Annotated in this window: 12 protein-coding genes; 2 read left to right on the top strand and 10 right to left on the bottom strand. The window is 64.8% G+C overall.

What is annotated here, in order from left to right; translation table 11 throughout:
- Positions 1-230: 230 nt before the first annotated feature.
- From smc to ccmA, 10 genes are all read right to left on the bottom strand, one after another.
- Positions 231-3749: a chromosome segregation protein SMC gene (smc, locus tag OW493_RS04245; RefSeq protein WP_289863355.1), complete on the bottom strand. Its 3519-nt coding sequence runs from the start codon at positions 3747-3749 to the stop codon at positions 231-233.
- Positions 3750-3999: 250 nt separating this feature from the next.
- Positions 4000-5337, bottom strand: a complete 1338-nt coding sequence (gene ccmI / locus OW493_RS04240) for a c-type cytochrome biogenesis protein CcmI (protein WP_289863354.1) — start codon at positions 5335-5337, stop codon at positions 4000-4002.
- Complete coding sequence (locus OW493_RS04235) at positions 5334-5867, bottom strand: cytochrome c-type biogenesis protein (protein ID WP_103751472.1); 534 nt, start codon at positions 5865-5867, stop codon at positions 5334-5336. Before OW493_RS04235 ends, ccmI begins: the two co-directional genes overlap by 4 nt.
- The gene (locus OW493_RS04230) at positions 5864-6433 is read right to left on the bottom strand and encodes a DsbE family thiol:disulfide interchange protein (protein ID WP_289863353.1); all 570 of its coding nucleotides are present in this window, start codon (positions 6431-6433) and stop codon (positions 5864-5866) included. The genes OW493_RS04235 and OW493_RS04230 overlap by 4 nt, the downstream gene beginning before the upstream one ends.
- Positions 6430-8430, bottom strand: coding sequence for a heme lyase CcmF/NrfE family subunit (locus OW493_RS04225; RefSeq protein ID WP_289863352.1), 2001 nt, complete (start codon positions 8428-8430; stop codon positions 6430-6432). The genes OW493_RS04230 and OW493_RS04225 overlap by 4 nt, the downstream gene beginning before the upstream one ends.
- Complete coding sequence (gene ccmE / locus OW493_RS04220) at positions 8430-8927, bottom strand: cytochrome c maturation protein CcmE (protein ID WP_176493676.1); 498 nt, start codon at positions 8925-8927, stop codon at positions 8430-8432. Before ccmE ends, OW493_RS04225 begins: the two co-directional genes overlap by 1 nt.
- An 81-nt stretch (positions 8928-9008) precedes the next feature.
- A complete protein-coding gene (ccmD, locus tag OW493_RS04215; protein ID WP_077378928.1) occupies positions 9009-9203 on the bottom strand; it encodes a heme exporter protein CcmD in 195 nt (64 codons plus the stop codon).
- A complete protein-coding gene (locus OW493_RS04210; protein ID WP_289863461.1) occupies positions 9203-10000 on the bottom strand; it encodes a heme ABC transporter permease in 798 nt (265 codons plus the stop codon). Before OW493_RS04210 ends, ccmD begins: the two co-directional genes overlap by 1 nt.
- A gap of 150 nt (positions 10001-10150) precedes the next feature.
- On the bottom strand, positions 10151-10873 hold the full coding sequence (ccmB, locus tag OW493_RS04205) for a heme exporter protein CcmB (protein WP_289863351.1): 723 nt from the start codon (positions 10871-10873) through the stop codon (positions 10151-10153).
- The gene (ccmA, locus tag OW493_RS04200) at positions 10870-11583 is read right to left on the bottom strand and encodes a cytochrome c biogenesis heme-transporting ATPase CcmA (protein WP_289863350.1); all 714 of its coding nucleotides are present in this window, start codon (positions 11581-11583) and stop codon (positions 10870-10872) included. Before ccmA ends, ccmB begins: the two co-directional genes overlap by 4 nt.
- Before the next feature lie 478 nt (positions 11584-12061).
- Here ccmA and OW493_RS04195 point away from each other — a divergent pair, with 478 nt between their 5' ends.
- Entirely contained in the window at positions 12062-12538 is a 477-nt protein-coding gene (locus OW493_RS04195) for a LexA family transcriptional regulator (RefSeq protein WP_077378921.1), read from the top strand.
- A gap of 26 nt (positions 12539-12564) precedes the next feature.
- Positions 12565-13191 (top strand): YigZ family protein, encoded by a 627-nt coding sequence (locus OW493_RS04190; protein ID WP_289863349.1) that lies wholly within the window; start codon positions 12565-12567, stop codon positions 13189-13191.
- Positions 13192-13257 lie beyond the last annotated feature (66 nt).

Genomic DNA, 13257 nt, shown 5'->3' with positions numbered 1-13257 from the left:
TGCACGTGAACAGCATAGCGCGATTGCAGAAAAAGGGGACATTTTTCGAATGTCAATCCTGTGGTGGTGACCTGCGCAATCGCCCTTCAATTATCCCTGACTGACACTATGACGCAAACTCGTAGTGCTTTCGATCTCTATGTGCAACTCGATTTTGCCAACTTGGCCGCAAAGACGGCCGCTGGCTACCGCGCACAAGGATGACCTTGGCCTCCTGCACGGCTTTTCACTCACGCTTCAGCCAGTACCGCCGCTTCTTCGATCCCTACAGAGACAAGACGCGAGACGCCCGGTTCCTGCATGGTGACGCCCATCAACCGATCCGCCGCCTCCATGGCGATCTTGTTATGGGTGATATAGATGAACTGTACGCTTTCCGACATCTCTTTCACCAGCCTTGCATAACGCCCGACGTTGGCATCATCCAGCGGCGCATCCACCTCATCGAGCATGCAGAACGGGGCCGGATTGAGCTGGAAGATGGCGAAGACCAGCGCCAGCGCCGTCAGAGCCTTCTCCCCGCCTGACAGAAGATGAATGGTCGAGTTTTTCTTGCCCGGCGGGCGTGCCATGATCGCCACGCCCGTCTCGAGCAAATCATCGCCTGTCAGTGTCAACCACGCGGTTCCGCCACCGAAGATCTTCGGGAAAAGCGTCTGGATTCCGGCGTTGACCTTGTCGAAGGTGTCCTTGAAACGCACCCGCGTTTCCTGATCTATCTTGCGTATCGCACGCTCAAGGGTCTCCAGCGCCTCGGCCAGCTCCGCATGCTGGGCTTCCAGGTAGTTGCGACGCTCGGCCTGCTGGTCGTACTCCTCGATGGCGGCCAGGTTGATGGCCCCCAGCCGCTTGATGCGCTCACCGACCTGCTCCAGATTGTGGCTCCAGGCCGATTCGGTGGCGTTCGGGTCCAGCTCGTCCTCCAGCAGCGTGATCGCCGCCTCGTCATAGCCCAGCTCCAGCAGCTGCTCATCCTGCGCATCCGCTTTCAAGGTCAAGGCCTGCACCTGCATGCGCCCTTCCTCGAGGCGCTGACGAATGCCCTCGAGATTGCGTTCATGGGTCTGGCGCGACTGTTCCGCCTGGCGCATCTGTTCGACCAATTCATGAGTCTTGTCACGACAGGCATTCAGCTTGGTTTCCTGATAGAGGCGTGTCTCGAGCAACATCTCGAGCTGTTCGCGCTCTTCTTCCTGCGGCAGCGAGGCTTCTTCACGGCTGGCCTCGAGCAGCTCGATGCGCTCGGCGAGCTTCTCGCGCTGCTCGACGGCTCGCATGCGCTGGCCCTGCATGCCATCGCGCTCTGTCACCAGGCGCTGACGCTCCATGTCGAGACGGCTGACCTGCTCCCGCGCGGGCGCCAACTGGGTACGCAGCCCGGCCAGCGCCTCCTGATGCTCGCGCCGTGAGCGCTCCAGCGACTCACGCGACTGGGCATTGTTCTCCACTGACTCCAGCGCCTGCTGCCAGCGCTCACGCGCCTCCTCAAGCGTCAGGGCATGATTCTCGCGGGCCTCCGCCAGCTGCTCGAGCTCTTCCTCAAGCTCGCGGGCGCGACCATCGACGTGCTCGAGTCGGCTGGCGAGCCCCGCCTCCTTGAGGCTCAGCTCACGCTGACGCTCGCCAAGCTCCCGCTCTTCGACCCGCAGATGCTCGAGCTGTTGCTCGGCGCCGGCAATCTGTTCATCAGCGGCAGCCAGCCGCGCCTCGATATCGTCGAGTCGCGACTCCAGCGCTTCCAGTTCCAGCACGACCTGCTCGAGACGCGCGCGCTGGCCGATCACGCTGTCGGCACGCTCGCCCGCTATCTGACGCCGACTCCAGCCACGTCCCAACCACAGGCCGTCCGGTGTCAGCACGCTTTCATGGGCGGCCAGCGTATCGCGCCGGCCCCAGGCGGCGGCCTGTGACTCGACGCAGTGAATGCTGGATAGCCAGCCCGTCAGCGCCGGAGCACCGGTGATCCGCGCCGCCAGCGTGCCTTCAGGGGCCGTGGCATTCGTCTCCCCGGCAGCATCGACCAGCAACAACTCGCCTCCGGGCAACTCACTCATCAGGGCAGCCGTCGCATCCGACTCTGCACGGGACATGCGTGCCTTGAGGAAGGGCCCCAGCACCCAGGCACTGACGGACTCCCAGCCCTCGGCGACCTCGAGCCCCTCGGCCAGCGCCGGGGCCTGCGCGAGACCATGTCGGTCCAGATGCGTCGCCAGGCTGTCATCGTCATCCCGCAGCGCGGCATCGATCAGCGCCTGAAGCGAGGCCTGCTCGCCCTGCAGCAAGTTGCGACGCTGGCGCAGTTGGTCACGCTCACCGTCCAGCGCCAGACGATCCGTCTGTGCCTGCTCACGGGATTCACTGGCCTGCTCGCGGCGCGACTCCAGCGATTCGCTGCCGAGCGTCAGCTCGTCGAGCTGCTCGCGCAGTTCCTCACGGCTTTCGCGCAGTTCGGCGACATCCGGCAGCTCCGCCAGCTGCTGACGGCGGCGCTCGCGCTGAGTCTCGGCGTCACGAATGGCATTCTCGATGCGCTGGATCTCGCTCTGGGCACGCTCGGCCCCGCGCTGGGATTCGTTGTCAGCCTGGCTGAAGCGCTCCCACTCGCTCTGGCTGTCCTGGCGGCGCTCTTCGGCCTCTTCCAGCGAAAGCTCAAGGCCTTCCAGCGTCTCACGCGCCAGCTCCAGTTCCGGCGCGATATCTTCCAGACGCGCCTCGATCATCTCGAGACGCTCGCCGTCCTCGCCCTCGACGCGCTGGATGTCGCTCAGTTCACGCCGCGCGATCTCGAGATCCGCCGCCAACTGCTGCTCACGGATTCGGGCGTGCTCGAGACTCTGCTCGAGACGGGCGATCTGGGCACCGGTCTCATAGAAGGCGGCCTGGTGCGTTTCCAGCTCACCGGCCAGCTCGTCGTGCTGATAGCGCTGCTCTTCCAGCTGGCTCTCACACTGACGCTGACCGAGAATCTCGCGCTCGACACCGGTTTCCAGCTCCGCGACACGTGACTGCTGCTCACGCTGCTGCGCGCGCAGGCCACGCCGACGCAGCACGGCCAGCTCGCCCTTGAGGCGGTATTCGTCCTGCTTGAGGGTCTGGTAGCGCTTGGCGGCTTCGGCCTGACGCTTGAGGCGCTCGAGCTGCTTGTCGAGTTCCTCGCGCAGATCATCCAGGCGTTCCATGTTCTCCTGGGTGCGCTTCATGCGGTTCTCGGTCTCGCGGCGGCGCTCCTTGTACTTGGAGATGCCGGCGGCTTCCTCGAGGGTGCTGCGCAGATCATCCGGACGCGCCTCGATCAGCTGCGAGATCATGCCCTGACCGATGATGGAGTAGGAACGCGGGCCGAGTCCGGTGCCGAGGAAGACATCGGAGATGTCACGTCGGCGACATTTCTGGCCATTGAGGAAGTAGCCGGACTGGCCGTCACGCGTCACCAGACGCTTGACGGCGATCTCGGCGTACTCGGACCAGGCGCCACCGAGGCTGCCGTCGGCATTGTCGAAGGTCAGCTCGATAGAGGCCTGCCCCACCGGCTTGCGCCCGGTGGAGCCATTGAAGATGACGTCCGTCATCGACTCGCCGCGCAGGTTCTTGGCGCTGGACTCGCCCATGACCCAGCGCACAGCATCGATGACGTTGGATTTCCCGCAGCCGTTGGGGCCGAGAATCGCCGTCATGTTGCTGTCGAAGGGCACGGTGACCGGATCGACGAAGGATTTGAAGCCGACCAGCTTGATCGATTTGAGCCGCATTGCGCCTGGCGCGTCCTTGAGTCTGGAGGAAGAAGAGCTGAAGCAGGAAAACCTGAACCGCCGCGGTCTCTCAGGTCTCCCGGTGGAGAGCCCGCGCCGCCGCAGGGTAAACATGTCCTAACGACGAAGCAGCCGCTCATCGAGGGCATTTCGAAAAACCAGCGCGCAGTCTACCCAAAAGCGGCGATGGCCCCAACCGGCGCAATGATGATCCACGTGATCAGATCGTCGAGTCGGGGCACATCGCGACTCACCGTGCGACGCGGTGATCGATACGCAGTGCCAGCGGTGCGTCCGAAGCCTCGTGGCTGACATCAGCATCGGCCTCGGTGCTGCGAGTAACGATGACATTCTCGAGCTTGCCTTCAAGGTCCCCCGACTGCGCCGCCGGCTGACCGGAAGCGGAGATGCGCGCGACGAGAGTGACGCGCTCCGCCATCGAGAGCCGCGCCATCGGGGCCATGGCATCATCATCCGAGAGCGTGACCGTCAACGGCAGCGTGTCTGCGGTGGTACGCACCACCGCCAGCGGCGGCAACTTGCCTTCGGCATCACGCGCCACGATGAACAGGGTCGCCTCGTCAGCACTCACCGGCATCGCCGCCAGCTGCGCCTCGAGTGCGGGGTCCAGCGACACCTTGAGGGTCAGACGTGCAGTGCCTGCCTGACTGTCCTGAGCAGCAGCCATTGCCGGGCTGTCCAGCGCCACCGAGGCATCGACTTCACCGGCACTCGCCATGCGCTGACGCGCGGCCGCGATGCCTTCACGCAGGGCCTTGGCGGCATCGGGGTTCTCGAAACCGGCAATCGCCTTGCGCCAGTAGTCGATGGCCTCGGGATAGCGGGCTTGCTCGAACGCCTCGATCCCCAACAGGCCGAGCACGGTGGGCTGACGCGGGTCGGCTGTCAGCACCTCGTCGACCAGCCCCTGCACCTCATCGGTCAGCGTGCGCTGCGCGGCGAAGAACTTGAGCTGTGCCAGCTGCGCGACCAGCGCGGGCACCCGACCTTCGAGCGCGATCAACGCCTCGAGAGACTGCATCGCCTCATCGAGGCGTCCGGCATCACGATAGAGCGGAAACAGTGCCATCCACACCTTGGCGTTGTCCGGCTGTGCCTCGGCCTCGGCGCGCAGACGCGCGATGCGCGCATTGAAGCTGGCGGCATCATGGATCGGCGTGGCGGCAATCGCCTGCGCCAGCGCCAGATCACCGCTCGCCCCTTCGCGCTGATACCAGTAGAGCGAGCCCGCCACCATCACCACCAGCAACACGGGCACCAGCACACGACCACTGCCGGCCGCCTTGAGCGGGGAGCGCCTCAAAGCCTCGGCATCCTCCAGCAGACTGCGTTCCAGCTCGACACGCCCTTCCGCCAGCGCCGTGTCATCCAGCTCGCCGCGCGCATGGCCGCGCTCCAGCGAGGCCAGTCGACGTCGATAGACACGCACATTCTCGGCGCCGAGGCTGTCGTTGTCCTCGAAGGCCTGCTGGGCGGCATGCACACGGCGCGCGCGGCGCAGTGGCAGCAACAGCAGCCAACCGGCGGGAAGCAGCAGCACGGCGATCGCCAGCCATAACAGAATCATGAGCGCTCCTTGGCGTCTTGCGGTGCATTGCCGGCATCGCGATGCCTGTCGAGCAGCGCCGACAGGCGTGCCTGCTCATCATCGTCCAGCGCACGCACCCGTGCCCGTCGCCGAGCCCGCACGATCAAGGCCACGATGAGCAGTCCGAGCGCGATCAGGGCCGCCGGGCCGCCCCACAACAGCCAGGTACGCCCATCGAGGCGCGGATTGTAGAGCACGTACTCGCCGAAACGCGCGACCATGAAATTCTGGATCTCGCTGTCACTGCGACCGTCATTGAGCAGATCCGCCACGTTCTGGCGCATGTCACCGGCGATGGGGGAATCCGAGTCACCGATCGCCTGGTTCTGACACTTGGGGCAGCGCAGCGCGGCCGTCAGGCTATCGTAGCGCTTCTGCAGCACAGGATTGTCGAACTGATGCACCTCGATGGCAGCCTGCGCCTTGCCAGCCGCCAGCCACGAGAGAAACAGCAGCACGACCAGCGCCTGCACCAGCGGGATGGCGACACTCTTGAGCACGGACTTCATGAGCTGGCCTCCTCGCCGGCGGCACCAGTCGCAGGTTCCGCGATCCGCTCCAGTGTCGGCAGGATGACATCACGGACATCCTCGGGGCGGATGTAGCCGGTGTGGTGATAGCGGATCACGCCCTCGGCATCGACCAGGAAGGTTTCCGGTGCTCCATAGACGCCGAGATCAAACCCCAGGGTGCCGTCCGGGTCGAAGAGATTGACGCTGAACGGGTCACCGAATTCCTCCAGGAACTGCCGGCCCTTGGCACGCGTGTCCTTGTAGTCGACCCCGACCATGTGCACACCGCGATTCGCGAGATCCAGCAGCTGCGGCATCTCGTGCTTGCAGGTCGGGCACCACTCGCCCCAGACGTTGACGAGGCTGACCTGGCCCTTGAGCAGCGAGGCATCGAGGCTTGCCTGCGGGTCACCCAGGGTACTGAGCGAGAATGCGGGGAAGGGGCGCGACAGCAGCGCGGAATCCCGTGCATAGGGGTCATCATCGAGGCGCTGATAGAGAAAAGCGCCCAGCCCCACCACGACCACCAACGGCAAGAACAGCACCAGACGACGAAGATTCATGGGTGAGCCTCCTGCGCGGTGAGTGAGGGATTGTCGCTCACCGTGCTGGCCTCGACACGCCGACGATAACGGCGATCCAGCACGGCGATCACACCGCCCGCGCCCATCAGCAAGGCGCCCAGCCACAGCCAGCGCACGAAGGGTTTGACCTGGATGCGTACTGCCCAGCTATCGTCATCGAGCTTCTCGCCCATGGCGACGTAGAGGTCACGCGTGAAGCCGGCATCCAGCGCGGTTTCGGTCATCGGCATGCCGCTGGCCAGGAACAGGCGCTTCTCGGGGTGCAGCGTCGTCACCGCCTCGCCATCACGACTGACCTCCACCGTGGCGCGGTCGGACAGGTAGTTGGGGCCGCGATACTCGCCAAGTTCGGTCATGCGGAATTGATAGCCGCCCACGCTGACTTCCTTGCCCTGCACCATGCGCACGTTCTCGGCGACCTCGGTATTGGAGACCAGCGTCACGCCGACGATGGTCACCGCCAGGCCCAGATGCGCCAGCTGCATGCCCCAGTAGCTGGGCGTGAGGCGCTTGAGACCTGCCCAGCGCCCTGCCCTGGAGGCACTCTTGTCCCACAGGTCGCGCAGCAGCGGCAGCACCACCCACAGCGCGATGACCAGCCCGAGCGCCACCGAGAGACTCCACTCGATATCCAGCAACAGCGGCAGCAGCCCGCCGATGATGAGTGCCGCGCCGCCGGAAAGTGCCAGACGGCGTGCGAGCTCGCGCCCCGGCATCTGCTTCCAGCGCGAGGCCGGCCCGAGCCCCATGAAGACGCACAGCAGCGTGGTCAGCGGCACGAACAGCGCATTGAAGTACGGCGGGCCCACCGAGATCTTGCCCAGCCCCAGCGAATCCAGCACCAGCGGATAGAGAGTGCCCAGCAGCACGGTGACCATCATCACCAGCAGCACGAGGTTGTTGACCAGCAGGAAGGCATCCCGCGACAGCCAGTGGAAGCCGAGCGTCGAGCGCACGCGCGGTGCGCGCAGCGCGAACAGCAACAGCGAGCCACCGACGGTGATACCGAGCAGCACGAGGATGAACAGCCCGCGGTCCGGGTCACTGGCGAAGGCGTGCACCGAGGTCAGCACGCCGGAGCGCACCAGGAAGGTCCCCAGCAGTGACAGCGAGAAGGCGAAGATCGACAGCAGCACCGTCCAGCTCTTGAAGGCACCGCGCTTCTCGGTGACCGCCAGTGAGTGGATCAGGGCGGTCCCGGCCAGCCACGGCATCAGGGAGGCGTTCTCCACCGGGTCCCAGAACCACCAGCCGCCCCAGCCCAGCTCGTAGTAGGCCCACCAGCTGCCCAGCGCGATGCCGACGGTCAGGAACGCCCAGGCGATGTTGGTCCAGGGGCGCGCCCAGCGTGCCCATGCCGCATCGAGGCGCCCGCCCAGCAGGGCCGCCATCGCGAACGAGAATGCCACCGAGAAACCGACATAGCCCATGTAGAGCATCGGCGGATGGATGATCAGCCCGATGTCCTGCAACAGCGGATTGAGATCCGCGCCATCTGCCGGCATGTCCGGCAGCAGACGTGCGAAGGGATTGGAGGTCAGCAGCACGAAGGCCATGAAACCGGTGGAGATCAATCCCATGATGCCCAGTACCCGCGCCAGCATGTCGCGCGGCAGATCGCGCGCACCCAGCGAGACGGCAAAGCCCCAGCCCGCCAGTATCAGGCTCCACAGCAGCACCGAACCCTCGTGACTGCCCCACACGGCACTGAACTTGAAGTACCACGGCAGCTGGCTGTTGGAGTTGTTGGCGATGTAGGCGACGCTGAAGTCATCCAGCAGGAAGCTCGCGGTCAGGCAGGCATAGGCGATCAGCACGAACAGGAACTGCCCCCAGGCCATCGGCTGGGCGAAACTCATCCACAGCGGGCGACGCGTGGCGGCTCCCGCCAGCGGCACCACCGCCTGCACACAGGCCAGACAGGCCCCCAGAATCAGCGCGAAATGGCCGATTTCCGGCAACAGTTGCGTCACCATCACTGCGCCTCCTGAGGTGTTTTCTCTGTCATCCCGGTGTCTATCCTGTCATCCGTCCTGTTGCCAGAGACATCACGTCCGGACGCCTTGAGAGCATCAGACACCTCCGGCGGCATGTACTTCTCGTCATGCTTGGCGAGCACTTCGCTGGCCTCGAGATGCTCACCATCGAAGGTGCCCATCACCACCACGCCCTGCCCTTCACGGAACAGGTCCGGCAGGATGCCCTGATAATGCACCGTCACGTCATGATCGAAATCGGTGACGGTGAAGATGGCATCCAGCGTCTCGTTGTCACGCCTGACACTGCCATCGCGCACCATGCCGCCTGCGCGAATCTGACGCCCCTGGGGCGCCTCGCCACTGGCGATCTGGGTCGGGGTGTAGAAGGCATTGATGTTGGCGCGCAGGGCATAGAGCGTGAGGCCCACCGCGAGGGCGGCCAGCAGCACGATGGCCGTGACGAGATACAGGCGCTGCTTGCGTTTGGGGGTCATGGTCAGGGCTCGATCAGGGCAAGGGACGATCATGCCTCTCGCGACCAGCGGGACGACTGGCACGGGAGGTCGAGAATGGATTCAGGAACGGGCGGATTCCCGACGCAGGCGGCGGCGGATATCGGCCTCCACCGCGCGACGGGACAGCCGCGTGGCGATCACCAGCCCCGCGAGGCATGCCGCCGTCAGCCCCCAGGCGGACCACACATAGAGGGCGTGCCCTCCCATGGCGAAGAACTCGCTGACACTCGAGAAGGCGACATCGGGCAAGCTCATCAGTGATCACCCTCTGTGGAAACGGGGCCTGCAGGCGAATTCTGGCCGGGGCGTGAGTCCGAGTGCGGGCTCAGCAGGTCACGCACCCATTGCTTGCGACTCTCACGCCTCAGCACCTCGACCCGCGTGCGCATCAGCACCAGCGCACCGAACAGGGCGTAGAAGCCGATGACCATCAGCAGCAGCGGAATCCACATGCTGGCCGGCATCGGCGGTGCTTCACTCAGCGTGAAGGTGGCAGGTTGATGCAGTGTGCTCCACCAATCCACCGAATACTTGATGATCGGGATATTGACCATGCCGACCAGCGCCAGAATCGAGGCGGCACGCGAGCCGCTGTCACGACTGGCGAAGGAACCACGCAGCACGATCACGCCCAGATACAGGAACAGCTGGATCAGCATCGACGTCAGCCGGGCATCCCAGATCCACCAGGTGCCCCAGGTGGGAATGCCCCATACCGAGCCGGAAAACAGTGCCAGCGCCGTCATCAAGGCGCCGACGGGGGCGGCGGCCGTGGCGACCATGTCCGCCAGCTTGATCTTCCAGACAAGGAAAATGAGTGCGCATGTCGCCAGCAGCATGAAGCAGGACTGGGCGAGAATCGCCGCCGGCACATGCACGTAGATGATGCGGAAGCTGTTGCCCTGCTGGTAATCCGCCGGCGCGAAGGCCAGTCCCCAGGCACTGCCGGCCACCAGCGCGAGGATCGCCACGGCCCATAGCCACGGCAGCCAGCGCTGGCTGGCCGCGAAGAAGGTCGCCGGTGTGCCCAAGCGATGCAGCCATGGCCACAGCCCGCCCTTGCGCGGGCGAACCTTGCGAGCAGGCGCTTGATGAGAGTCGGAATCGGCGTTCACACGAGCCTCTTGTCAGGGGCGAAAGGATATCTGGCGAAGTGCTGGCGGCACTCAGGCCACCCTCTGCCAGCCGGCAGGGAGCAGGGACTAGCCATTGATGCTCAACCTCAGACCGGCGGCGATGGCAAGCGGCGCCAGCAACAGTGCCAGCGCCAGCATCGCACCCAGCATGGCCAGGTGGGCGGCGCTGGGCATGCCGGTGACGGCGCTCTGCACCGCGCCGGCGCCGAAGATCAGCACGGGAATGTACAGCGGCAGGATGATCAGCGAGAGCAGCACGCCGCCGCGCCGCAGCCCGACCGTCAGCGCCGCGCCGATCGCGCCGATCAGCGACAGGCTGAGACTGCCCAGCGCCAGCGAGGCGATCAGCACCCCGAAGGCGCCGCTCGGCAGCCCCAGCATCACGCCCAGCAGCGGTGCCATCAGCGCCAGCGGCAGACCGGTCAACAGCCAGTGCCCCGCCACCTTGGCCAGCACCAGCAATGGCAACGACTGGGGGGTCAGCAGCAGTTGCTCAAGGCTACCGTCGTCGAGGTCCTGCCGGAACAGCCCCTCAAGTGACAGCAACGTGGCCAGCAAGGCCGCCACCCACAGCAGCCCCGGCGCCAGTGTCGCCAGCAGCGCCTTGTCCGGCGAGATCCCCAGCGGAAACAGCGTGATCACCAAGGCGAAGAATACCAGCGGGTTGATCAGCTCACTGCGCCGGCGCAACGCCTGACGTAGGTCGCGTCGAAGTGTCGCCTTGAGTGCTCCACCCAACGAGCAGGCAACGGGAGACTCGGACAATGGTGTCAGAGGATCATGTCTCATGCCCAGGCGCCCTCCCTCGACTCCGCGCCAGCGCGTTGCCCAAGGCCTATTCGGCGCAATCTTGAGACATCCGAGAAGCGATGGTGGGTCGTCATCACCACGCTGCCACCCCGCTCGGCATGCGCCAACAACAGCGCCTCCAGCGCCTGGACGCCATCGATGTCGATGGCGGTGAACGGCTCGTCGAGCACCCACAGTCGACGCGGTGTCAGATGCAATCGCGCCAGGGCGATGCGCCGCTGCTGACCAGCCGACAGCTGCTGGGCCGGGACATCCTCGAAGCCGGCAAGCCCCACGGCGTCCAGCGCTGCCCAGGCGAGCGAGCGTCGCTCCGCGGCGTTTCGAGAAGATGCGGCGTCACCGAGCGCCTGATACCAGGCAAGATTTTCCAATGCCGTCAGCGTGCCCTTGATGCCGGGCTGGTGACCCAGATAGAGCAATGATCCCAGAAAGTCGTCGCGCACCCGCGAGACAGGCTGCCCCTGCCAGAGCACTTCGCCTTCGTGATCATGGAACTGCCCGGACAGAATCTTGAGCAGGGTGGTCTTGCCACTGCCATTGGGGCCTTCGATCTGCAGGATCTCGCCCGCCGCGAGGCTGAAGTCGAGCGTCTGGAACAGCCAGCGCTCATCGCGCTCACACCCAAGCGCCCGCACCGCCAGCAAGGGCGGCACGCAACGGGCTTCATCGCTGACTGGCTGGATCGACATCCCGACATCTCGCGGCTGGTCAGTCGCGGAGCGCGACATCAGAGGCTGGTCCCGAGGGATCCAATCGCGTCATTCTACGAGCTGAAGCCGGCACTGACCACCGGTCGCCCGAATGACGCGACCCGCACGCGTCGAGTCTTGCGCGGGAGTCAAGTTCTCGTGCGTTCCATCAGCAAAGCATGGTGCACATTCATACGACACACCCATCGCCTGATTGGCATCGACGACCGACTCACCCCTTGCCACCTCGCGCTGGCTTGCTATGATGCAGGCACTGTATACAAAAACAGTACTCATACAGTATCGTCATCGCATGCCTGGCATTGCCCGGGCAGCAGACCGAACGGGTCGGCTCTCATCGCGTTGTCATCATGTTCGCAGAGCCTATCAGGCCGCAGATGAACTCAGCCTGACGACCTTTCACGCTGCATCGCAGGTCGGCTCCCTCTGCCGACCGCACAGCATCAGGGGATAGCTCATGTCACGTCTTCACGCTCCACACTACCTTCAGCGCCTTCACAATCTGCCGCTCAATGACGAGGCCTGGCAGGAAATCACTGCCAGCGACATGATGGATATCCCGTTGCTCGGCAACATCACCGCCGGCATGCCCATCGAAGCCATCGCCGACTGCGGCACGATCGCCGTGCCGACGCGCATGGTGCGACGCAACACCTACGCCCTGCGCGTTCGCGGCCACTCGATGATCAACTGCAACATCCATGATGGCGACATCATCATCATCGAGCGCAGTGAAAGTGCCGAGAACGGTGAGACCGCCGTGGTGATGATCAACCAGCAGGAAGTGACGCTGAAGAAGCTGTATATCGAGAAGAGCGGTGTACGCCTGCAACCGGCCAACGACAGCATGGCCCCCATCTACCTCAAGAATGCCGATATCGAAGTGCTGGGCATGGTGATGGGGGTCGTACGCGGCAACGCCGTCACTCATTGAGGGCGCCGCTTTGCTAAGATGGCACGATGAGCTATCAGATACCTGCACTGGCGCCAGAGGCGCATCACGAGCACAGCATCGAGATCGAGAAGAGCCGCTTCATCGCCTGGCTGGCCCACGCTCCGACACCAGATGCCATGACGCGGCTGCTGGAACAGGCGCATCTCGCCCACCCCAATGCACGTCATCACTGCACGGCATTCATCGCGGGTGCGCCGAATGAGCAGAATGCCATCGGCTTCTCCGATGACGGAGAGCCGGGCGGTACCGCCGGCAGGCCGATGTATCAGGTACTGGAAGGCAGCGGCGTGGGGCAGATCGCCTGCGTGGTGATCCGCTACTTCGGCGGCATCAAGCTGGGCACCGGTGGTCTGGCTCGCGCGTACAGTCGTGCCGTGCTCGACGCCCTCGAGCGACTGCCCACCACCACCTTCACGCCGCGTACACCCAGACGCCTCAAGGTCGGATTCGCTCATGAGGCCGACGTGCGTCACTGGCTGAACGGCTACGATGTACCGGTGGATGCCAGCGACTATGCCGCCGATGGCGTGGTGTTGACGGCGGGCTGGCCGCAAGGCGGCGCTCAGCCGCCGCTGGAAGAGCTGCATGCGCGCCTCAAGGGCGCACTGGAAGTGCTCGAAGACCAAGACTGAACGTTTCCGGCCACTGACTCCTCCCCCAGTGACCTCTGCTTCCCGATAGCACAAACGCCACCGCCG

This window comes from Cobetia sp. 14N.309.X.WAT.E.A4 (assembly GCF_030397495.1).
GTDB lineage: Bacteria > Pseudomonadota > Gammaproteobacteria > Pseudomonadales > Halomonadaceae > Cobetia > Cobetia marina.
This window is presented reverse-complemented; position numbering and strand designations above follow the sequence as displayed.